Genomic DNA, 21999 nt, shown 5'->3' with positions numbered 1-21999 from the left:
AGAATGCAGGTTTAGGGCATTAGCAGAGCGAACTGGTGATAAAACAAAGCGTTATTTATCAGTTATTCAACTAAATAACGGATTCATGAAAGTCGTTGAAACTGTACAGGCAAAGAGATGTGGTAACCGGATTATGTACTCAGTCGGTTGCGATAGATATCACACAGTATTACCGGAGGCGAGATGAGACTTGCAGATTTACCAAAATATTTTTCACCAAAAAGCATTATGTTTAGTGACTCTCCATCTGCAACAGCAACTGATAATCTAACAATCACTGATGTAATGGCCTCGCTTGGTTTGGCGACCTCTAAAGCGAGAATGGGGATTGAGTTGTTTTTGGCGAAACAAGGGATCAATCAACCAACTGAAGCAGTGGAGAGCATTCATCAATATGCAATAACTCAGGCTCACAAATATAGTGCTATTGGAAAACTTAGTGAGAATGATAGAGGAACACTTCTGCAAATACTCGCAAATTATGCATTTCAGGATTATGCAAGAAGCGCAGCCAGTAAAAAGGCATGCCCTGATTGTGACGGTGGGTTTATTGAGGTAGAGGTATTTACCACTAAACAGCACACTCACTTTGCAGCTAAAGAGATTATTAAATTCAGCAAGAAAATGGGAGTTAAAATAACTCCATCTGACTATTCAAAATACAGGGAGGTTAGAGAAAAAACTAAGGTGATCTGCAAAACCTGTAATGGGAAAGGTGAAGTGAGTCATTCGTGCCGATGTAATGGCAGAGGTGAAACTTTGGATAAGGTGGAAACGAAAAAACAAGGAATTCCAGTTTTTAAAACTTGCCCTAAGTGTTCAGGTCGTGGCTACTCAAGATTGCCGGCAGAAGATGTTAGGCGAGAGATATGCTCACAATTGTTTGCACTGCCAGAAACAACCTGGCGTAGAAACTTTAAACCATTCTACGAGATGTTGATTCAGGAATGCTTTAAGGAAGAGGCTAACGCAGAAAAAGTTCTGCAAAATGTAACAAAAAGAGAAAATGAATACATAAATTAGCTTGTAAATAGAAATAAGTTGATCTTTTGGCGGAGATGGGCTATCGTGATTCTAACGATGGGTTATTGCCATTTCGTTAACGTTAAAAGAATTCAAGACCTCGCTTCGGCGGGGTTTTTTGTTATCTGGAGTTTATATGTTTGATGAATTAGATGCTTTTGATGAGCATCCCGACTTTTAATTCCCCCGAATTCGAGGGTGTTACCTTCATTGATGAGGGTGACATAGCTTAAGTTATTGATATTGTTCCGATACCGGAATTCCGATAACGCTAATCCAACCATCCAGAATTACCGGATAGTTCACATTAAGAAGATCGCTTAGGCGGTCTTTTTTCGTATATGCCGACCACAGAATCAATCACAACACCTCACGTTCACACAAGAGCTGTGAGTCGGCGTTCTATTAACTTTAATTACGGAACACTCCGCAGGGGGTGAGTATGCGCATGCCTGAAAAAAATACAGAATTCTGGGTGCAAATCTGGGACTGGATAACAATAAATGCGCCACTTATCGCTGGCGTTTTGTTAGCCGGAATGACTGCTTTTACCAGAGAGAAAAGAGAAGGTTCGGGATGGAAGGCATCTTTAGCTGAAGCGGCTATATGTGCCTTTATCAGTATTGGCATCATTACTGCTTTGGAATATGCAAAGTTACCAATCAGCTTGGCTCAGTTTTTTGGTGTGTTTATTGGCTTCCTTGGTACTAAGAAAATCGGTGCAATCGTGGAAGCGGTAATGTCGTTCTTCAAAAACAAATTCGGAGTTAACAAATGACACTCGGTGAGAAACAACGCAAGTTCATTCGTATGATTGCGGACTTAATTATCTTTGCCTACGACAACGGATATGAGCTGACATTCTCGGAAGCATACCGAACGCCAGAGCAGGCACAGTTAAATGCCAAATCAGGTGCGGGTATTAAAAACAGCTTACACACACAACGCCTAGCTGTGGATTTCAACCTATTTAAAGACGGCAAGTACCTAACAGCATCAAGTGACCATAAATTGCTTGGTGAATATTGGGAATCTATCGGCGGTACGTGGGGCGGTCGTTTCAATGACGGCAATCACTACTCGTTAGAGCATAACGGCGTTAAGTGATATGAACACGCTAACTAAGGTATTAGCTGGACTACTGGCAATATCTGCATTCTGGCTATGGTGGGTAATAGATGATTACGACAAACTGAGAAAAGATTACAACACAGCAACCACTCAGTTATCCCAGCAAGTCGAAATCAACAAAGACTACCAAACCCGCATCACCAGATTAAATCAACTCGATATTAAATACACTCAGGAGTTAGCCAGTGCAAAAGTTGAAATTGATAGGTTGCGTGATGATATTCGCAATGGCTCTAAGCGGGTGTACGTCAAAGCCGAGTGTCCAAAGAGCGCCAGTAATCCCACCGAAAGCGGAAGCAATGAATCCTCCGCACGACTTAACAAAACAGTTGAACAAGATTATCTACGTCTCAGAGAAATGATAGTAGAGAACGAACAGCAAACCTTGTATTTGCAGGAATATATTAGAACGGAGTGTTTACGATGAGGGCTAGACTACTAGCAATTCTTATTGATGTGGTGGTTGCTGCATCACTCTATTTTGGGTTGACTCTGAACAATGAAGGGCTAACTAATATCGGGTATTTCACAGGTTGGCTATTTGCTGTCATGGGGATATTACTTATCTTCGTTGATAAAGAGAAGTTCGCAAAAAACCACAAACACCAGTCTATAGCGCGGCGAACTTATGATGTATTAACCGATGTGGCTTATGTAACTTTTGCTGCATATTCTGGCTGGTTCGTGCTTGCTACATTCTTTGCTATTGCTTCGATAATCAAAGCTGCAATAAAGAGTGACGCTGAAAAATCTTTACTAAAGGCCAAACAGGAAAGCAATACGGGAAATTGAACAACAACGAGCCTCTGATAAATCAGGGGCTTTTTAATATCTACAGGAGCATAAAATGGTTAATTTTGGCAAAGCACTAGAAGCAGTTAAGGCAGGAAAGAAAATCTCTCGCGCTGGGTGGAATGGTAAGGGTATGTTCCTTTTTATTGTACCTGCTGATGCATGGGGTTTCGAGTGTGATACCGAAGGCGTGGATGAGTTAGAGACATCTTGCTTCATTTGCATGAAAACCGCAGACAACAAACTAGTGCCTTGGTTGGCTAGTCAGTCAGATGCATTGGCGGAAGACTGGGTAATTCACGAATAACAACAACTAGCCTCCAATTAGGGGGCTTTTTAATGGAGAAATATCATGGCAGCACAAGGCTTCGATAACCCAACTCAATTCCGTGAAGAGCTGGATAAAAGCATTCCAAAAGAATAAAAAAGCCCAGCACGGGAGGCTGGGCAATACTAACAATATATCAATTAAAGTGTAGCGATAGCTACTTAGTATAGCTTAAGTAAATATATATATCAGCAATTAGATAAGTCGTTTATCCATTAAGGAGAGTGATCATATCTTGACTGCTAGGAACAGACTAGAAGTGACCAAAGTAACGTAGTGATACGTGATGATGGTTGCGATTAACTTCACACAGGAACATCAAATGACAGAAATTACAGCACAGAATCAAATGCGCTTAGAGCTATTACGGTTAGTTGGAAATGATACTGCAGCAGCTCAAGCGGCTATCGAGTTCGTAAAAGACGACGCTCTCAAGTTTGAGTTATTCAAAGACGCATACAAACAGTGTCAGACTGAAAGTGAGTTTGTATCACGATCACAGAAAGCCGCACGAGAAGCTCAGGAAGCACTCGACCTATTCACGCAATAGTTAATTACACAGCTCATTTACGAGTGGGCTGGATAATTGATTAAAGGGGGATATATGGCGACTACGGCAAAGATGGGTCGCCCAACAGATTACATGCCTGAAGTTGCTGAAGATATCTGCAATTTGCTTATGTTGGGTGAAAGCCTTCGTTCAATTTGTAAGAGACCTGGAATGCCAGCAATCCGTACGGTGATGTATTGGTTGCAGAGGCATGATGACTTTATGCAACAGTACGCGCGTGCGCGAGAGATTCAAGCTGAGTTATTGGCTGAGGAAATAATTGAAATAGCTGATGATAGCTCCGGCGATGTGATCGTTGATGATGACGGGAAGGAGCAGACAAATCATGAGCGTGTTGCTAGATCACGTCTTCGCGTTGATGCCCGCAAATGGTACGCATCCAAGTTGGCACCTAAACGTTATGGTGATCGCATTCAACACGATCAGAAAATTACTATCACTGATTTGACCGATGAAGAATTAGATAAGCGCATTAAGGAGCTAAATAATGGACAGGGAGCAAAAAATTGAGCTTCTTAGGCTCCTTGAGGAAAAATCCCGCCGCGCAAATGTCTACCGTTACAAAACCTATTACGAAACTCGTTACCCTTGGCAAAAGAAATTTATTGCGCTCAGTAGCGAATATTCACAAACAGCACTCATTGCAGCAAACCGTGTAGGTAAAACAGACACAGCTACATACATTGATGCTATTCATGCAATGGGTGATTATCCTGATGATTGGGAAGGGTATAAGTTCGAACACGCTCCGCTTATCTGGTGCCTTGGTTACTCTGGTGAAAAATGTAGAGACTTATTACAAGCGCCTATCATTGGCAGGAAAACAGATAACGGTTGGCAAGGTGGATTGATCCCTAGTGAGTTAATTGTCGATACTGAGCCAATGGCTGGTACACCTAACGCTGTTCGTTCTGCATACATCAGGCATAAATCAGGCGACTTAGCAAAGATTCAATTCTGGTCATACTCACAAGGCCAACATGCATTGATGGGTGACAGCGTTGATTGGTTCCATATCGATGAGGAGCCAAAAGACCCTACTATTTATCCGCAGGTTTTAACTCGTACCGCAACAGGTGATAAAGGTCGTGGTGGTCGTGGCATCTTAACATTCACACCAGAGAACGGTAGAACCGATTTAGTTATTAGCTTTATGGATTCTCCGTCATCTGCTCAAACTTGTATGAATGTTGGTTGGGATGATGCGCCACACTTGAGTGAAAAAGTTAAAACTGAATTACTAGCTTCATTCCCGCCTCATCAGCGTGACATGCGAACTAAAGGTATTCCGATGCTAGGTCATGGTCGTATTTATGACTTGGGTGAGGACTACATTAAGTGTGACCCGTTCCCTATACCAGACCACTACTTTGTTATCGATGGCATGGATTTTGGGTGGGATCACCCGCAAGCTCACGTTCAATTAGCATGGGATACAGAAAACGAAACGTTCTATCTAACTCGTGCTTACAAGGCTAGACAGGTATCGCCTGCCGAGGCATTTAGTGGAGTTAAACAGTGGGCTGAAAATGTTCCTACTGCTTGGCCTAACGATGGATTACAAACAGAGAAAGGCTCAGGACTGCAACAGAAATCCTATTATGAAGATGCTGGCTTCAATATGCTACTTGACCCTGCTCAGTGGGAGGATGGTAGCAGGTCAGTAGAGCCGGGATTATTTGAAATATACGATCTCATGAGGCGTGGGAAATTTAAAGTATTCTCAGGGCTTCGTGATTTCTTCGAAGAGTACAACTTCTATCATCGTGACGAGAAAGGCAAGATTGTAAAAGTTCGTGATGACATCCTAGATGCTGTCAGATACGCATACATGATGCGCCGTTACGCAATCAGATACGCTGATATACGGAATCCTCCAGAGGAAGAAGATATCTACGTTCCATCATCTTCTAGTTGGTAACTATGGCTGAAACACTACAACAAAGACATGAGCGAATAATGCTCAGGTTTGACCGTGCGCACTCACCGCAAGAAGATGTGAGAGCGAAATGCGTCGAAGCAACACGGTTTGCACGAGTGCCCGGAGGTCAATGGGAAGGTGCAACTTCTGCGGGTACTAAACTCAATGATCACTTTGAGAAATACCCTAAGTTTGAAATAAACAAGATAGCTACTGAGTTAAACAGGATCATCAGTGAGTATCGCAACAATCGAATCACAGTTAAGTTTAGACCAGGTGACAAAGAAGCAAGCGAGGATTTAGCCGATAAGTTAAATGGTTTGTTTCGTGCTGACTATGAAGAGACTGACGGTGGTGAGGCTTGTGATAATGCGTTTGATGATGCAGCAACAGGTGGGTTTGGTTGCTTTAGGTTAACAACAAACTTGGTCAATGAGTTAGACCCGATGGATGACAGGCAGCGAATTTCTATCGAGCCTATTTATGATCCGTCTCGCTCTGTGTGGTTTGACCCTGACGCCAAGAAGTATGATAAGTCTGATGCTGAGTGGGCTTTTTGCATGTACTCACTATCTGTTGATAAGTACAAAGCAGAATATAAAAAAGACCCAGCAACGTTAGATGTAGGTATTGATAGGTCATGGGATTATGACTGGTTTGATTCTGATGTTGTCTATATCGCTAAGTATTATGAGGTAAGAAAAGAATCAGTTGATGTTGTCAGCTTCCAAAACCCAATTACTTCAGAGGTTGTTACCTATGACAGCGAACAACTTGAGCAGGTTGGTGATGAGCTAATTGATATTGGCTTTGTTGAAGTTGCTCGAAGAACGGTTAAGCGTCGTCGAGTTTATGTGTCAGTGGTCGATGGTGATGGATTCCTTGAGAAAGCTCAGAGAATACCGGGTGAGCACATTCCTTTAATCCCTGTTTATGGTAAGCGCTGGTTTATTGATGACGTCGAGCGAGTTGAGGGGCATATTGCAAAAGCAATGGACGCACAGCGCCTTTATAACTTACAAGTGTCAATGCTTGCTGATTCAGCAGCACAAGACCCCGGCTCAGTTCCTATTGTTGGCAAGCAACAGATTAAAGGGCTTGAAAAACACTGGGCTGATAGAAACTCAAAAAGACCTGCATTCCTTCCTCTGAATGAAATAACCGATAAGCAAGGCAATGTTATTGCGCCAGCATCAGCAATTGGTTATACGCAACCACAGCCACTTAATCAGGCAATGGCTGCACTGTTGCAGCAAACAAGCTTAGATATTCAGGAAGTAACTGGTGCTAGTCAGGCAATGCAGCAAATGCCTAGCAATATTGCCAAAGAGACTGTTAATAACCTCATGCATCGCTCTGATATGGCATCGTTTATCTATCTGGATAACATGGCTAAAAGCTTGAAACGGGCTGGTGAGGTATGGCTATCGATGGCTAGAGAAGTATATGGATCTGATAGGCAAGTTCGCGTAGTTAATGAGGATGGTACTGATGATATAGCGCTGATGTCTGTGACGATACGAGATAAACAAACAGGCGAAATTGTAGCCATGAATGATTTATCTACTGGTCGTTATGATGTCACGGTTGATGTGGGGCCATCTTATACAGCAAGGCGTGATGCCACTGTTTCAGTGCTGACAAATCTTCTTGCTGGGATGCTTCCTCAAGATCCGATGCGCGCAGTTGTTCAGGGAATTATCTTGGACAACATGGATGGTGAAGGTCTTGATGAGTTCAAGGAATACAACCGCAATCAGCTACTTACTCAAGGTGTCGTCAAACCTCGCAATGCAGAAGAAGAGCAAATTGTCGCTCAGGCACAGCAACAGGCGCAACAACCTAACGCTGAGTTATTGGCAGCGCAAGGTGTGTACTTGCAAGGACAGGCAGAAGTCCAGAAGACGAAAAACGAAGAGCTATCCATTCAGGTTAAAGCATTCCAAGCACAAACCGAAGCTAGGGTTGCCGAGGCTAAAGTTGTACAACTTCTTGCATCAGCAGATAGCACAAAGCGCGCTGAAATTAGAGAGGCGCTTAAAATGTTACATAACTTCCAGAAGGAACAAGGCGACTCATCACGAGCAGATGCCGAGTTAATTCTAAAAGCAACTGATACGCAGCATAAGCAAAGCCTAGACGTTGCGAAAACCATTCAATCACAAAATAACCAACAGTCTCCTGCGGACTTCTCGCAGAGTTAAGGGGTAATAAATGGAAAACGAACTGATCATTGATGGTCAGGCAGTGCCTATGTCTGAAAATCAGGAATCACAACAGCAGGAAAATACAGATCAACCAACGCAAGTTAGTGAGAACAATACCGCTAATAATGACGAGGTTGTCACTGATGATTCGGCTGAAGTAAAACCAGATCAGAGTGTCGAGCAGGAGCAAGATTACTCCTTGCAAATCGGCGATGAAGAAATCTCGTTAACTGATGACGATGATTCAATTGAGGGGCAGCCAGCTCCCCAGTGGGTTAAAGACCTTCGAAAAGGCTTTAAAGATACTCAGAAAGAAAACCGTGAGCTAAAGCGCCAACTTGAGGAAATTACAGCCAAGCAAACGCAAGAGCCAGCGGTTAATCATAATGATGAAATACCTCAGAAGCCAACACTAGAGTCATGTGATTGGAGTGAGGAGGCATACGAGAAAGCATTAACTGATTGGTATGAGAAAAAAAGCCGTGCTGATCAGAGTAAAAAAGCCAAGGAGAAAGAGCAGCTCGACTATAAGGAAAAAATCCTTAAGCGACTGGAAGATCATAAGCAACGAGCATCTAAGTTACCTGTAAAAGATTACGCTGAGATGGAGGAGATTGTCACCAATGAAGTTCCTATCATCCATCAGGAAATCTTACTTAGAGCTGCCGATGAAGGTACTGAATTAATTGCTTATGCACTTGGTAAGAATAAAGAATTGCGCCAGCGGCTTACAGCTGAGAAAGACCCAATACGTGCAGCATTCCTACTTGGTCAGCTTAGCCAGAAAGTTAAGTTAGCACCAAAACCAAAGAAAGCACCTAAACCTGAGCCGGAAGTTAAAGGTGGAGCGGGAAGCGTCACGACTGATGAATTAAACAAACTGTGCCCCGGCGCAATTATTGAATAAACAAGGTGTAAAACATGGCTAATAACTTAGATTCAAACGTAAGTCAGATTGTACTTAAAAAGTTTTTACCGGGCTTTATGTCCGACTTGGTTTTATGTAAGACAGTTGATCGCCAATTGCTGGCTGGCGAAATCAACTCAAGCACTGGCGAAAGTGTCAGCTTTAAACGCCCACATCAATTCAGCTCTGAGCGTACGGCTGATGGTGACATTACTGGTAAAGCAAAGAATGGTCTTATTTCAGGTAAGGCGACTGGTCGCGTTGGTAATTATATCACTGTCGCTGTTGAGTGGGCGCAAGTTGAAGAAGCGTTAAAGTTAAATCAGTTAGACCAAATCTTAGCGCCAATTCATGCTCGAATGGTCACTGACCTTGAGACTGAATTAGCTCACTTCATGATGAATAATGGTGCATTGTCACTTGGTACGCCAAATTCACCAATTGCCAAATGGTCAGATGTTGCTCAGACAGCTACCTTCTTGAAAGATATCGGCATTAAAGCTGGTGATAACTACGCAGTGATGGATCCTTGGTCTGCCCAGCGTCTTGCTGATGCACAAACCGGCCTACATGCGTCTGACCAATTAGTGCGCACAGCGTGGGAAAATGCACAGATTCCGGGTAACTTTGGCGGTATTAAAGCTCTAATGTCAAATGGCTTAGCATCTCGTGAGCAAGGTGATTTTGGTGGAACACTGACTGTTAAAACAGCTCCAACAGTGGATTACACTGCTATTAAAGATTCCTATCAGTTCACTGTTACTCTTACTGGCGCAACAGCAAGCAAGACTGGATTCTTTAAGGCTGGTGATCAGGTTAAATTCACTGCGACACATTGGTTAAATCAGCAAAGCAAGCAAACTCTGTATAACGGTTCTACTGCTATCAGTTTCACCGCCACCGTTCTTGAAGATGCAAACTCTGATGGTACTGGTGATGTTACTGTTAAACTTTCTGGTGTTCCGGTGTATGACGCAGTAAACAAACAGTACAACGCAGTTGATCGCAAAGTAGCGGCAGGTGATGAGGTTGTGGTGATCGGTACTGCTAAGCAGAAGATGAAGCCTAATCTGTTCTTTAATAAAATGTTCTGTGGCTTGGGTACTATCCCACTGCCAAAATTACACAGTATTGATTCAGCAGTGGCCACATATGAAGGTTTCTCTATCCGCGTACACAAATATGCTGATGGTGACGCTAACAAGCAAATGATGCGTTTCGACTTGCTACCTGCTTATGTGTGCTTCAATCCACACTTTGGCGGTCAATTCTTCGGAAATGTCTAATACCCTCGTTGTTTATTTGGGAGCTTTGGCTCCCTTTTTTATTTGAGGTAAATATGGAACGTAAAAGCGTTTTCGCATGGGCTAACAATGATAATGGTTATGTACAGGCCGTCATTGTGGCTAGTGATTTTCCTGCATTTAAGGAGCTTGGCTTCGTCGCTTCGGTTGATGAGGTTATTAAACCAGAGGTAAAGAAATCTAAGGCAACTAAGAAGGCAGAAACAAATGGCAATGACACTGACTAAAGGTGAAATTGTTCTATTTGCGTTGCGTAAGGCTGGCGTTGCTTCCGATGCGACGCTAACTGATGCTGAGCCACAATCGGTAGAGGATGGCATTCATGATCTAGAAGATATGATGTCCGAACTACAAATAACATTTGGCGATTTGGGTTATAAGTTTTCACTAGAAGATGATCAACCAACACCAGATGATGATTCTGGCTTACCTCGCAAATACAAACAAGCTATCGGCTACCAATTGTTACTCAGAATATTAACTGATTACGGGCTAGAGCCAACGCCAAGACAAGAGGCATCAGCATCTTCTTCTTATGATGCATTATTACTTGATACGCTTAAGGTTCCGTCTATTGATAGGCGTGGGGATATGCCAGTTGGTCAAGGTAATAAATACACAGCTTTAGGCGTAGATAGCTATTACGTCGAAAGGGGGTTTAATGCCACAGGTAAAGATTCCACTAGCTAGAGGTTTGCGAAAAGACCCGCACACAGCAGATTACATTGACGGTCTTCCAGTTAATATGTTGGCCACGCCGAAAGAGGTATTGAATGCGTCCGGTTATTTGCGTTCGTTCCCTGCATTAGAAAAGCGTCATAGTGTTGATGGTGTATCTCGTGGTGTCCAGTACAACACGAAAAACAACACGGTCTATCGCGTGTGTGGAAATAAACTTTATCGTGGACAGAATGCTATTGCTGACATTCAAGGTAAAGACAGGGTGACTATGGCGCACTCGGGTTACAGTCAAGCAGTGGCATCAGGCGGTAAGTTAAAACTTTATCGCTATGACGGTGAGGTTAAAGAGTTATCTAACTGGCCTGAAGAAGAGGTAATTACTGAAGGATATAAGCGTGACGTTAAAAAATGGACTCACAAAGACCGCAATGATGATTTTGTTCCGCTCACAAAGGATGATCTGGATGGGTTCTTAACGTTAAAAATCACGCCTAAAACTTCTGATGGTAAAACCGGTAATGAGATGCTTATCACTGAGCAAATGGTGGGCGTTAAATTATCTCAGCAGGAAGATGACGAGAAACCTTATCTTACCGACGTTCTAGTCGAGGGCATTAAGCGTGCTGGCGGTAAAATTACAGTAACGTATAAAATGAACCTTGCTAAAGCCAGCGAACAAGCGGCAAAAGACGTTACTGAGTTTGTAATGACACAAGAAGTGTTAGAGGTAGTTGAAAGATACCCTCAATACGAATTAGGTGATGTTGTTGATGTTGCTCGTAACCGAGGTCGTTACATTTGGTTACAGAAAGGCGGTGAAAGGTTTGGCGTTACTGACTTAGATGATGAGTCAAAGCCTGATAAATTCCGTCCATTTTACACCGCTGAATCTCAACCTGACGGCATCATTGCTATCGATTCTTGGCGTGATATGGTGCTTTGCTTTGGTTCGTCAACCATCGAATACTTCACCATTACCGGCTCAACGAGTGCGTCACAAGTAATATATGCGCCACAGCCATCTTATATGGTTCAGATGGGTATTGCTGGTCGTGATGCCAAGTGTAAGTTCGGAGAGTCATTTGCATTCATCAGCAACCCAGCAAACGGCGCGCCATCTGTCTATATCCTTGGTTCTGGTTCTGCTAGTCAAATATCTACTGCAAGCATTGATAAGATCATTCGTAGTTATACATCAGGAGAGTTGTCACAAGCGGTTCTTGAGACTATTCGCTTTGATGGTCATGAGTTACTCATTGTTCACTTACAGCGCCATACACTTTGCTTTGACGCAGCGGGAAGCCAGCAATATCCGCAGTGGTGCATTCTAAAGTCTGGACTGTATGACGAAGCCTATCGTGCAATTGATTTTATGTATGAAGGTAATCAGATCACTGTTGCAGATAAGAGCGATGGTGTTGTTGGAAATCTTGCCTTCAATAAGTCATCTCAGTATGACAAGCAGGTAGAGCATATTCTATACACGCCTATGGCTAAAGCCGATAATGCAAGGGTGTTCGATTTAGAGCTTGAGGCATCAACAGGCGTTGCCCAGATTGCTGATAAGTTATTTCTCTCCGCAACGACTGATGGCATTAATTTTGGTCGAGAGCAAATGATTGAACAAAACTCACCATTCCAATATGACCGCCGTGTGTTATGGCGACGAGTAGGAAGAGTGAGGAAGAATATAGGGTTTAAGGTTCGCGTTATCACTAAGTCGCCCGTAACACTTAGCGATCTATCGATGAGGGTTGAATGATGGCAAATGAAGACCTTTCTAAACCAATAGAAGTTCAATCCGCTTACATTGTTCCAGATATCCTACCTACTAATTTCAGTGAAACATATCGACGCATAGTGTTGAATGGTGCCGATGATATGGCAAAGGTGGCTGGTCGTGCAAATGAGGCTGGCGCTGAGGCTTTTGATGCTCAAAAGAGGAATGATGAGCAAGATGTTGTTCTTGAAGATCATGAGGAAAGACTTGGTGAAGCCGAACAAACAATTGTTGAGCATGGTGTTAAGTTGGCTGACCATGAAGAGCGGATAACGAAAACGGAAGAGGATTTATCTAAGTTAGAGGTAAGAGTCCTTAATGTTGAGCAAGACGTTGATGGGCTAAAAATAAAGATACAAGACCTCGATGGTCAAATATCTGAAATCAAAGTTGATTACGTTTCTCTCAGTAAAACAGAAAAACAGAAGCTTTCATCTCCTATCGATGTTTCAACATCCTACTCAGTAAACGGAACTAAAGTTATTGGCTCTCGTGTTACTGGCTTTACATCAGCAACAGGTACATCACTTAAGGGCTCGTTTAATGCTAACCAATCCTACTCATTCAGCTCTGATTACACGCAATCAGAAATGCAAACTCTAGCAAACGGGTTAATAGAGTCAAGACAACGAATCAAGGCGCTCGAAGATGCACTTCGCTCACACGGATTAATAGACTAATGGAAATTAAAATTATTGATAACCCTATTCGGCTATCTGAGTTTTTAAATGATAAGTCGAACACGGGGAATATCGTTGATGGTAATGATCAGTATTTCATTAAACCCGACGCGCTTTACTTGGGTATTTATGAAGGAGTTCTATTGGTTGGTGTTTTCGAGGTGCGTAATTTTTGGCATACGGTCGTTGAGTGTCACGCCATCTTTGATGTTGGATTCCGTGGTAAATACGCCTTTGATGCACACAAATTATTCTGCAAATGGTTACTGGAAAATACTCAATTCACTAACTCAGTGACTATGGTTCCCGATACCACAAAATACGGTCGCGTTATTGTGAAAATGCTTGGTGCTACACGTGTCGGTCATTTAGATGATGCGTACATCAGCAATGGTAAACCAGTAGGTGTCACCATTTATCAACTCAAACGCGAACAGTACGAGGAGTTATTAAAATGCTGATTATTTCAGAGAAATTCAGAAACTCACTGCTACCAATGCATGGATATATGAAAGGTGGCGGTGATGGTGGTGCGGGCGCTCAAGCTGATGCGACTCGTGAAGCCACGGCGTTACAGCGTGAAATGTGGCAGACGAACATGCAAAATCTTGCACCGTTTACGCCGCTCGCTCAGCAGTACATTGGTCAATTGCAAAACTTATCTTCTTTAGAAGGCCAAGGTCAAGCATTAAACCAATACTACAACTCACAGGCATTTCACGACTTATCAGGACAGGCAAGATATCAGCAGTTAGCTAGTGCAGAAGCTACTGGTGGGCTAGGTTCGACAGCAACAAGTAATCAACTTGCATCTATCGCTCCTACGCTTGGTCAAGGTTGGTTAGCTGACCAAATGAATAACTACCAGAACTTAGCCAATGTTGGGCTTGGTGCTTTGCAGGGTCAGGCTAGTGCCGGTCAAAACTACGCAAACAACATGGGGCAATTGCTACAACAAAATGCAAATGCTCAAGCGGCTATGGCTAATAGACCGTCATCAATGCAACAAGGAATGATGGGAGGTCTTGGTGGTGCTATGGCGGGCGCTCAACTAGGTAGTGTTGTTCCCGGCCTTGGTACTGCATGGGGCGCTGGTATTGGTGCTGGAGTTGGTTTATTGGGAGGATTGTTCTAATGGCCACATGGCAACCATCAGTTAACTCAGGCGGGTTTCTTGGTTCGATAGGTCAATTTAATGACAATGCGCCAAGAGCTAGTGATGCAAATCCTGTTATTAACTCAATTAATCAAAGTAATGAGCTGGCTCGTTCTGGTGCTAATAACATGGGTCTGCAAGCATTAAATGGACTTGTAGGTCTTGCTGGTATCTATCAGGAAAATAAAGCCAAAGAACGTCTTGGAGAATTCCAAAAAGCATGGGGTGAGGCATACGCAAATAGTGATCGCGATGGTATGAGGCAGTTACTAGCTACTTATCCAGAGTATGCTCAGGCTATTACTGGTGGTATGCAAGGTGTTTCCGCTGATGTTCGCGAATCCTTGGGTAACTTATCATCTGGCTATCGCAATGCGGTAATGAATGGTAATGCCACTGATTACGTTAGACAGAATGCAGATACATTTCGTCGACTTGGCATTGACCCAATGGAGGCCGTTTCTATTGCAGAAAAAGACCCTAAAGCGGCTGTACAATTAGCAGATCACATTGGTATGTCATCACTTGGTATTGATGATTACTTTAACCTACAAGATAAACAACTTGGCAGACAGATTGACCAAGGTCGTTTAGATGAGCAAATCAGAAGTAATCAAGCTGGTGAAGCACTAACAAGAGAAGGTCATCAGATACAGGTTCGTGGCCAGAACATATCTGCTCAAAACTCTATGCGATCAGCTAGCTCGGCAGGAAGTAAGCCAGCAGCAGTTCAGGAGTATGAGTACATGATGACACTTTCACCTGAACAGCGTAAACAGTTCTTGGCGCTAAAAGGCAAGTCTGGAACTGAAATGCAACAAGCTCAACTGGCCAATGGTCAGACTGTGATGATAGATCCGAACGCACAAGGTGCTGGTGACTCAAAATATTACAAAGGGTTTGATGCTAACGGTAATGTAGTAACTATTCCTGTTAATGCTTTATCTAGCGTGTCATCTACTGCTGGAACTGCATCAAGCACGAGAATGAATGAGGATTTATCGTTAATTGCAAATGCTCCAGCCTCTCAGTTAAACGCAATAACTGGTGTTACTGGAGGTACAGGAACAGCGCCGATTACCGCAGATGCAGGTACTAGAACGGTAAATAAAGATGCAAGGGCTCTTTATAATGCTGCTCAGCGCATTCAAGGTAACATGCAGAACCAAGGTATTGGCGCAGCTAGAGAGATGGGTGCAAGTGGCATCAATACTGTTGCTGAGGCTAAGATGTTCTTCCAATCAATGCCGCAACTTGATTACTCTAGCCCAGAAGCATTGCAAAACTCAGTTAAGATAATCGATCAGTATACAAAGGCATTCAACTCTAAAAATAATGCCAATTTAAGCGCACCAGCAAGTCAGCAACCAACGCAACAAGCGCCCACTAACAATCAAGGTGGGTATTCTAATCTCTGGGGTGGGTAATGGCTAAACCATGGAAAGAGGTGATCTCATCACCTGAGTACCAATCACTATCTAACGAACAAAAGGTATCAGCGCAAGAGCAATACTTCAACGAGGTAGTTGCTCCAAATGTTGGTAACGACGTAGATAATGCAAGACAACAGTTTTATACCGCATACCCACTTCCACAATCACAACCCGAACAAGCAACCCAACCACCACAGCCAGAAAACAGCTATATCGCTGGCATGAAACAAGCTAATCAGAATTTATCCCAAGGGTTACAGCAATCGTCTGATGATGCTAAAGGTTTCCGTGAAAACGTAATAGATGCATTTACTGGTGAAAGCAAGATGACTTCTGAAGTTCAAGGGCTCGAAGGGATCATGTCTTCGCCAGAAATGAATGCATTTAATACTGATGCAATGAAAGCGGCTTGGGTGCAAATGTTTGGTAATGATAACGACTTTGTGAAAGTTATCAGCAATATGGGGGGGCAGGTATCTCAAGATGAAAAGGGAAATTTACTGGTTGATTTACCTTCTGGTCGCTACGCATTAAACAAACCAGGTCTATCATCTGAAGATGTCATGCCATTTATCGCGAACGCAGTTGCATTCACTCCAGCGGCTAGAGCGCCAACAATCGTTGGGGCAACAGCTAAATCAGCAGTCACAGACTTAGCCTTGCAGTCATCAGTAAGTGCGGCAGGTGGTGGTGATATTAATCCATTGCAAACAGCATTATCAGCAGGGCTTGGCGGTGGGTTTAAAGCGGCGGAGAAACTTGTTAATAGTGGCTATCGAGTAGCAACTGGCAAGCCAACTCAAGAAGCGTCTGAACTATCTGAATTTGCTAAGCAGAACAATGTACCTCTATACACAACTGACGTAATACCTCCGCAATCAAAAACTGGAAGGTTGGCACAAGGAGCTGCTGAAAACATACCTTTTGCTGGTACGGCAGGTTTGCGATCAAATCAACAAGAGGCGAGGAGTAAACTTGTTCGAGATTTCGCAGACAGGTTTGGAGAGTACGATCCTAGCCAAGTTGTTGAGAGTTTGAAGCGAAAAACATCAACAATAAAACAGGCGGCTGGTGAAAGGCTTGAATCAATCCAGAATGCGTTATCTGGTGTACCTATCACCCCTAACCGAGCAATAAATCAGATTGATAGCGAGATAGCGAAACTATCTAAACTAGGCGAGGTTGCTGATACACAGACCATCTCGAAATTACAGTCTTACAGAAATGAGCTTGCATCTGGTAACATTGATATTTCTCAACTAAGAGACTTAAGAACTCAATTTAGACAAGACGTTAAGGGTGAGAGAATGGCTATGCCTAATCGCTCTGATGCCGCGATAAATAGAGTTTATAAAGCTATGTCTGATGATGCTGGTGATGCAATATCAACAAACTTAGGCGCTGACGCTTTACGCAAGTATAACCAAGCTAATTCTATCTATGCAGATGAAGCTAATAAGATATTAAATACTCGATTGAAGAACATCTTAACCAAAGGTGATTTAACACCAGAGGTAGTTAACAATATTTTATTTAGCAAAAACAGATCTGAAATAAGAAGCCTGTATAACTCAGTTGACACTCGCGGACGCGCTCAAATGAGGAATGCCATTATTGGTAAAGCCATTGAGAAAGCGGGTGATTCTCCTGATCAGTTCTTAAGGCAACTAAATATCATGTCAAACCAAACTGGAATAGCATTTAGAGGTCAAGATGCTATTTATATAAATGGCTTGAAGAAGTATTTAGAAGCAACAAAACAAGCCGCAAAAGCCGGTGTCACAACGCCGACTGGTCAGCAAGCAATTCCGTTCATACTTGGCCTAGGCGCAGCCATAAAACCATCAACCGCAATTGGTGCTGGAACTTATGGTGCACTAGCTCGCATTTATGAAAGTAAACCAGTTAGAGAGGCGGTGATGAGATTGGCAGGAACTCCAGCAGGAACAAGTAAGTTCGAAAAGGCAGTCTCTACAATATCACAAAGTTTAAGTGCTGGTTCGCAAGCAGAAACCAGAAACTAATCGTTTAGGTTACGGCCAATCTACAAAGTAACAATGCCGCTTAATTGCGGTTTTTTTACGTCAAAAATACACCAGATTAATACTGGTGCGACTACTCACGCTTGGAGAAAGCAATGTCAGATATTATCCCAAATGTCGTCGTATCGATGCCGTCACAATTATTCACTCTCGCAAGGAAATTCCAAGCGGCGAGTAATGGTAAGATTTTTATTGGAAAAATTGATACCGATCCAACATTACCAGAAAATCAAATTCAGGTTTATTTGGAAAATGAAGATGGTTCTCATATTCCAGTTACTCAGCCATTAATTATCAATCAAGCTGGCTTTCCTGTTTATAGTGGTCAGATTGCTAAGTTCGTGACAGTGGAAGGCCATAGTATGGCTGTGTATGACAGTTATGGCACACAGCAATTCTATTACCCTAACGTATTGAAGTACGACCCAGATCAGTTTGAAAAAAGATTTAGCGAAGAAATAAAAAATATTATAAATAAGATAGAAAAAGAAAATACATTTTGCAAAAAAGAATATGTATCAATACCAATCAGAAATAAATATTATGATGAAATTATTTCTGCGTTAGGTGGGAGATATTTATTTCCACAAGGATTTGATATTGACGATGACGGTAATTTTTGGATGAATTTTCCAACTACAGAGGAGAGTGAGAAAAGACCTGTTGTTGTATTTAATAAAACTGGTGAGATGATTACATGGTTTACTATTCCTTTAGGCTCTAGCCAAAGTATTGCAGTTACCGGCGCTGTCCCTAACATAAAAATATACGACCGCAAACTTGGTGATCAGGGTTATTTGTATGAGTATGCTATAGGCAATTTCCCAGCAAAAGGCATGAATATAACCACAGGTACAAAAACAAACGCCTTAGTTTCATCATCTATGTTTGCCGTAAGAAATGGAGTTGTAATTACCCAAACTGGAAAGCCATTTATTAATAATATAGGGCAAAGCTCAACTCTGCATACAATAGATCTTGCATCAGGAAAAGTTATTGGAATTATTCGTTTATCAACAATGTTGGTTGGCTTTCCTACTCCGAGAGATGATATTTCTGGATGGTATCAACAATCATGGAAAATGCAGGGATTGACATTATCAGACACCGGAACAATTTTAATTGCATACGGCGGTTCGTACAAACCATACGTTGAATGGCTATCCAAAGAATTAGAACCTGTTCATGACATAGGCATTGCAGAAATATCGATGCAAGGTGAGTTGCTTAGACATAGCGTTTGTAAGGCTGGTAAATTTTTACGCAAGATAAATAGTTATGGGTATGATGCAACCAGAACAGAAAATGAAGGAGTTTCCATAACTCCGGATGGCAAAATCATTTCTTTAAATGCTATATCAGATCCAGAGAATGGAAGCATTGACTACAGCAAAGGAATATTATTTTTGGAGGAGTTCTCATCAAAATCTGATGGAATGGATTTCTCAGAATGCAGATCAAATTACGCACCACTGAGTCGCCTGTCATTATCAGAAGTAGGTAGGAATATAAACGGACGGTACTACCATCCAATGACTGGGGAACCGTTTGTTGATATAGCAGATTTAATTAAATATATGATTTATTTCGATATATTTGAATTCAAATGGTGTCCAAGATTTGAGCCTCAGCTAACCATTCCAGGTGCGTTATACAGTCAAGAAGGTGTGTGTGTATTAAGACAAGGAGATCAAAGTAATTTCACATTATATTGTTCTGGCCCGTCTAACATAGCAACGTATGCAATAACAGGAAGCGTATCCGATGGTTGGAAGATAAAAAATGAACAATCTAGCAGATTGATTGAATTAAAATCCACAGGGCAAGGGCGGGTCAGTATTAAATCGTCGAATTCAGTTACTGGGGATAATAAACTCTCAGTTATTGATGTTGCTATTCAACCTAGCAGTTCAGTCATTAGAGTTGGAGGAAGTCAAGACGATGACTTATCACCTAGGTTGATTGAATTTCACACATCGTTATCTGAGAATAAAAAAATACCATTAGCAGTCGAAAGTGTTACTGTTAGACCAGGAGTAGATGGTGAAACTGCTCTAGGTTGGTCAAACAAAAGATGGAAGGATTTATATGCGGTTAATGGTGCTATTGTCACATCAGATGAACGAAAGAAATGCAAAATAAGTGATTTAAGTGATGCAGAAAAAAATACTGCAATCACAATAAAGTCACTGATTAAAAAATATAAAATGAAAGATGCAGTGGCTGAGAAAGGAGATTCAGCAAGGTGGCACTTTGGTATAGTCGCTCAGGATGTAGTGAAGGTATTCAAAGATAATAATCTGAATCCGTTTGACTATGGAGTTGTTTGCTACGATGAATGGAACTATTCCTCAACTGAACAAGAAGAATCAGGTAGTGAGGTTGCACCTCAGGGAGTAGCTGATTCTTCTTATGCTATAAGATATGATGAATTAATGTGTTTTATTATTGCATCCATATAAAATTAATTAATATTAGAGCCTATATATATAGGCTCTATGTTAACAATTTAAACCTATCTATTTTTCTTAGTAAGATAGAAATAAAAATAGATAAAAATAAAACAATAAAGGTTACTACCGGTATCGTAATTATAGGGTTGTATTTTACGTGATATTTCGTAGTCTCCAGAATAATAAATAAAATACCTGCGTGAACTCCATATATAGTTAATGAGTTACTTGAAACTATATTTATAAATATATTATCTCTTAATTTACTTGATAGACTAAGCATTAATAGAAAAAATGATGCTGATGATAGAAAAACCAGCGGTGAGCTGTAAGCATAAAACTCAACATAATTATACCCCCTATAAACTGACTCCTTCTCAGTTAAGTTTATAATGGTTGATATTGATATAAGCAATAAAGCCAATGAAAATGGGAGTATCAAATGATGTTTATCTTTACTTACTTTCCTAGTAATAGCGCCAAATGAAGCGTAAATAACAAAGAAAATTATATTATCATTAATACTAAAAAAATATTTCATTTTAAATGAAAATAACGATTCAGTTATAAATGTAGACTTGCTATTTAAGATAAACACTATGAATAAGATTGATAGTAAAATAAATTTACCATTTGTATTTATCATGCTAATAAAATAAGAAAATATATAAATTATAATTAAGCTATAAAAAAACCATAGGTGATATGATGCAGGGTACTCTAAGAAGCCAATTTTAGGTAAATAGAAATATTCTGGCATAAAATAGTTTATGGAATTATAAAATATATAGTAAAGAAAGCTATATGATAGTAAATATTTTATGATTTTTATGTTATTTGACATTTTTGGTTTTTTTTCATAGTAGAAAAAATATCCAGAAATCATAAAAAAAAGAGGGACACACATTCTTGATATTGAATCAAAAACATTACCAACATACCAATATGTGTTATTTTCACCACTAATATATGATTTTAAGTTCCACTGAAAATAAGGGGAAGATACGTGTAGAACTATAACCAAGACGCAAGCTATAGCTCTCACATACTCTATCCACAATATCCTGCCGTTTCGCATTTAACCTATCCTTTTAAAGATTTTATCTAGCAATCATTGAGCCGTATCATAAATGATATATGTCAATTATTCCGCCTTCAAATACTGCACCGAGTTCCCATCCGGCAACTTTTTACTTCTCTCACGATAAAACGCTAGTCGCTCATTAAAGTATGCTCTCAAATGTGCTGGTTTCTGTCTTTCAACTTCGGACGCAACAACTGGCATATTGAGGCGTTCTTTATATGCGACACCTGAAGCGGATAAATCGACATTAATCTTGTCTTTTTCTTCTTGAGTTAAGTTTGCGAGGTTCATAACAGATCCGGTTAGTTTTTGGAGAGTATAGCAGGGTGGGAGAATTGATGGGACGAATTTGGGACAAGCAACATGAAGTAGCATAAGACAACTTCAAGTAACTTTAGGTAAGGTGGGACGTGTGAACGCTTGGTGAGACTGTATTTAGTTGATATTAAAGCATAATTCTACGCTCTTCTAAGCCGTAGGTCACAGGTTCGAATCCTGTAGGGCGT

22 protein-coding genes and 1 pseudogene are annotated in these 21999 nt (G+C 41.4%); 21 read left to right on the top strand and 2 right to left on the bottom strand.

Going from position 1 to position 21999, the window contains the following annotated elements; all coding sequences use genetic code 11:
* Positions 1-183 precede the first annotated feature (183 nt).
* The 21 genes and pseudogenes from GWI59_RS00375 to GWI59_RS00270 all read left to right on the top strand — a co-directional run bounded on the left by GWI59_RS00375 (position 184) and on the right by GWI59_RS00270 (position 20418).
* The gene (locus GWI59_RS00375; RefSeq protein ID WP_161723704.1) at positions 184-1023 is read left to right on the top strand and encodes an antitermination protein; all 840 of its coding nucleotides are present in this window, start codon (positions 184-186) and stop codon (positions 1021-1023) included.
* A 442-nt stretch (positions 1024-1465) separates the two neighbouring features.
* Positions 1466-1801 (top strand): phage holin, lambda family, encoded by a 336-nt coding sequence (locus GWI59_RS00370; protein ID WP_115370795.1) that lies wholly within the window; start codon positions 1466-1468, stop codon positions 1799-1801.
* On the top strand, positions 1798-2130 hold the full coding sequence (locus GWI59_RS00365) for a M15 family metallopeptidase (RefSeq protein ID WP_161723702.1): 333 nt from the start codon (positions 1798-1800) through the stop codon (positions 2128-2130). The genes GWI59_RS00370 and GWI59_RS00365 overlap by 4 nt, the downstream gene beginning before the upstream one ends.
* A 1-nt stretch (position 2131) precedes the next feature.
* Positions 2132-2581, top strand: coding sequence for a lysis protein (locus tag GWI59_RS00360; RefSeq protein ID WP_161723700.1), 450 nt, complete (start codon positions 2132-2134; stop codon positions 2579-2581).
* A complete protein-coding gene (locus GWI59_RS00355) occupies positions 2578-2946 on the top strand; it encodes a hypothetical protein (RefSeq protein WP_161723698.1) in 369 nt (122 codons plus the stop codon). The genes GWI59_RS00360 and GWI59_RS00355 overlap by 4 nt, the downstream gene beginning before the upstream one ends.
* Before the next feature lie 58 nt (positions 2947-3004).
* Positions 3005-3253 (top strand): annotated as a pseudogene (locus GWI59_RS00350) (DUF2829 domain-containing protein); the annotation flags it as partial.
* Positions 3254-3596: 343 nt separating this feature from the next.
* Complete coding sequence (locus GWI59_RS00345; RefSeq protein WP_161723695.1) at positions 3597-3824, top strand: DUF2560 family protein; 228 nt, start codon at positions 3597-3599, stop codon at positions 3822-3824.
* Between the two features lie 54 nt (positions 3825-3878).
* A complete protein-coding gene (locus tag GWI59_RS00340; protein WP_161723693.1) occupies positions 3879-4355 on the top strand; it encodes a DNA packaging protein in 477 nt (158 codons plus the stop codon).
* Positions 4333-5766, top strand: a complete 1434-nt coding sequence (locus GWI59_RS00335) for a phage terminase large subunit family protein (RefSeq protein WP_161723691.1) — start codon at positions 4333-4335, stop codon at positions 5764-5766. Before GWI59_RS00340 ends, GWI59_RS00335 begins: the two co-directional genes overlap by 23 nt.
* A gap of 2 nt (positions 5767-5768) precedes the next feature.
* On the top strand, positions 5769-7970 hold the full coding sequence (locus GWI59_RS00330; RefSeq protein ID WP_161723689.1) for a portal protein: 2202 nt from the start codon (positions 5769-5771) through the stop codon (positions 7968-7970).
* Positions 7971-7980: 10 nt separating this feature from the next.
* Positions 7981-8880: a phage capsid protein gene (locus tag GWI59_RS00325; RefSeq protein WP_161723688.1), complete on the top strand. Its 900-nt coding sequence runs from the start codon at positions 7981-7983 to the stop codon at positions 8878-8880.
* A gap of 14 nt (positions 8881-8894) precedes the next feature.
* Positions 8895-10166: a P22 phage major capsid protein family protein gene (locus GWI59_RS00320; protein WP_161723686.1), complete on the top strand. Its 1272-nt coding sequence runs from the start codon at positions 8895-8897 to the stop codon at positions 10164-10166.
* 53 nt (positions 10167-10219) lie between these two features.
* Entirely contained in the window at positions 10220-10411 is a 192-nt protein-coding gene (locus GWI59_RS00315; protein ID WP_161723684.1) for a hypothetical protein, read from the top strand.
* On the top strand, positions 10392-10874 hold the full coding sequence (locus tag GWI59_RS00310) for a packaged DNA stabilization gp4 family protein (RefSeq protein ID WP_161723682.1): 483 nt from the start codon (positions 10392-10394) through the stop codon (positions 10872-10874). The genes GWI59_RS00315 and GWI59_RS00310 overlap by 20 nt, the downstream gene beginning before the upstream one ends.
* Positions 10846-12627, top strand: coding sequence for a packaged DNA stabilization protein (locus GWI59_RS00300; protein ID WP_237612087.1), 1782 nt, complete (start codon positions 10846-10848; stop codon positions 12625-12627). The genes GWI59_RS00310 and GWI59_RS00300 overlap by 29 nt, the downstream gene beginning before the upstream one ends.
* A complete protein-coding gene (locus GWI59_RS00295; protein WP_237612086.1) occupies positions 12624-13325 on the top strand; it encodes a phage tail protein in 702 nt (233 codons plus the stop codon). Before GWI59_RS00300 ends, GWI59_RS00295 begins: the two co-directional genes overlap by 4 nt.
* A complete protein-coding gene (locus GWI59_RS00290) occupies positions 13325-13786 on the top strand; it encodes a DUF2824 family protein (protein ID WP_161723680.1) in 462 nt (153 codons plus the stop codon). Before GWI59_RS00295 ends, GWI59_RS00290 begins: the two co-directional genes overlap by 1 nt.
* Positions 13780-14460 carry a DNA transfer protein gene (locus GWI59_RS00285; RefSeq protein ID WP_161723678.1) on the top strand — a complete coding sequence of 227 codons (681 nt, stop codon included), beginning with the start codon at positions 13780-13782 and terminating at the stop codon, positions 14458-14460. Before GWI59_RS00290 ends, GWI59_RS00285 begins: the two co-directional genes overlap by 7 nt.
* Positions 14460-15908, top strand: a complete 1449-nt coding sequence (locus GWI59_RS00280) for a phage DNA ejection protein (RefSeq protein WP_161723676.1) — start codon at positions 14460-14462, stop codon at positions 15906-15908. The genes GWI59_RS00285 and GWI59_RS00280 overlap by 1 nt, the downstream gene beginning before the upstream one ends.
* Positions 15908-17938, top strand: coding sequence for a lytic transglycosylase domain-containing protein (locus GWI59_RS00275; RefSeq protein ID WP_161723674.1), 2031 nt, complete (start codon positions 15908-15910; stop codon positions 17936-17938). Before GWI59_RS00280 ends, GWI59_RS00275 begins: the two co-directional genes overlap by 1 nt.
* Positions 17939-18051: 113 nt before the next feature.
* Complete coding sequence (locus GWI59_RS00270) at positions 18052-20418, top strand: phage tailspike protein (protein WP_161723672.1); 2367 nt, start codon at positions 18052-18054, stop codon at positions 20416-20418.
* Between the two features lie 34 nt (positions 20419-20452).
* Here the strand turns inward: GWI59_RS00270 and GWI59_RS17625 are convergent, their stop codons facing one another.
* Complete coding sequence (locus GWI59_RS17625) at positions 20453-21487, bottom strand: acyltransferase family protein (protein ID WP_161723670.1); 1035 nt, start codon at positions 21485-21487, stop codon at positions 20453-20455.
* Between the two features lie 66 nt (positions 21488-21553).
* Positions 21554-21784, bottom strand: coding sequence for a DNA polymerase III subunit theta (locus GWI59_RS00260; protein WP_161723668.1), 231 nt, complete (start codon positions 21782-21784; stop codon positions 21554-21556).
* Positions 21785-21999 lie beyond the last annotated feature (215 nt).

Origin of the sequence: Proteus sp. G2673 (assembly GCF_009915125.1) — a bacterium.
GTDB lineage: Bacteria > Pseudomonadota > Gammaproteobacteria > Enterobacterales > Enterobacteriaceae > Proteus > Proteus penneri.
The sequence above is the reverse complement of the archived record's forward strand: the minus strand, read 5'-3'. Positions and strand labels throughout refer to the sequence as shown.

Coding starts and splice junctions, on each gene's coding strand:
- GWI59_RS00275 (WP_161723674.1), top strand. CDS start 15,908: ATGGCTAAACCATGGAAAGAGGTGATCTCATCACCTGAGTACCAATCA.
- GWI59_RS00345 (WP_161723695.1), top strand. CDS start 3,597: ATGACAGAAATTACAGCACAGAATCAAATGCGCTTAGAGCTATTACGG.
- GWI59_RS00360 (WP_161723700.1), top strand. CDS start 2,132: ATGAACACGCTAACTAAGGTATTAGCTGGACTACTGGCAATATCTGCA.
- GWI59_RS00280 (WP_161723676.1), top strand. CDS start 14,460: ATGGCCACATGGCAACCATCAGTTAACTCAGGCGGGTTTCTTGGTTCG.
- GWI59_RS00370 (WP_115370795.1), top strand. CDS start 1,466: ATGCGCATGCCTGAAAAAAATACAGAATTCTGGGTGCAAATCTGGGAC.
- GWI59_RS00310 (WP_161723682.1), top strand. CDS start 10,392: ATGGCAATGACACTGACTAAAGGTGAAATTGTTCTATTTGCGTTGCGT.
- GWI59_RS00285 (WP_161723678.1), top strand. CDS start 13,780: ATGCTGATTATTTCAGAGAAATTCAGAAACTCACTGCTACCAATGCAT.
- GWI59_RS00295 (WP_237612086.1), top strand. CDS start 12,624: ATGATGGCAAATGAAGACCTTTCTAAACCAATAGAAGTTCAATCCGCT.
- GWI59_RS00300 (WP_237612087.1), top strand. CDS start 10,846: ATGCCACAGGTAAAGATTCCACTAGCTAGAGGTTTGCGAAAAGACCCG.
- GWI59_RS00375 (WP_161723704.1), top strand. CDS start 184: ATGAGACTTGCAGATTTACCAAAATATTTTTCACCAAAAAGCATTATG.
- GWI59_RS17625 (WP_161723670.1), bottom strand. CDS start 21,487: ATGCGAAACGGCAGGATATTGTGGATAGAGTATGTGAGAGCTATAGCT.
- GWI59_RS00335 (WP_161723691.1), top strand. CDS start 4,333: ATGGACAGGGAGCAAAAAATTGAGCTTCTTAGGCTCCTTGAGGAAAAA.
- GWI59_RS00365 (WP_161723702.1), top strand. CDS start 1,798: ATGACACTCGGTGAGAAACAACGCAAGTTCATTCGTATGATTGCGGAC.
- GWI59_RS00340 (WP_161723693.1), top strand. CDS start 3,879: ATGGCGACTACGGCAAAGATGGGTCGCCCAACAGATTACATGCCTGAA.
- GWI59_RS00315 (WP_161723684.1), top strand. CDS start 10,220: ATGGAACGTAAAAGCGTTTTCGCATGGGCTAACAATGATAATGGTTAT.
- GWI59_RS00355 (WP_161723698.1), top strand. CDS start 2,578: ATGAGGGCTAGACTACTAGCAATTCTTATTGATGTGGTGGTTGCTGCA.
- GWI59_RS00320 (WP_161723686.1), top strand. CDS start 8,895: ATGGCTAATAACTTAGATTCAAACGTAAGTCAGATTGTACTTAAAAAG.
- GWI59_RS00325 (WP_161723688.1), top strand. CDS start 7,981: ATGGAAAACGAACTGATCATTGATGGTCAGGCAGTGCCTATGTCTGAA.
- GWI59_RS00330 (WP_161723689.1), top strand. CDS start 5,769: ATGGCTGAAACACTACAACAAAGACATGAGCGAATAATGCTCAGGTTT.
- GWI59_RS00260 (WP_161723668.1), bottom strand. CDS start 21,784: ATGAACCTCGCAAACTTAACTCAAGAAGAAAAAGACAAGATTAATGTC.
- GWI59_RS00270 (WP_161723672.1), top strand. CDS start 18,052: ATGTCAGATATTATCCCAAATGTCGTCGTATCGATGCCGTCACAATTA.
- GWI59_RS00290 (WP_161723680.1), top strand. CDS start 13,325: ATGGAAATTAAAATTATTGATAACCCTATTCGGCTATCTGAGTTTTTA.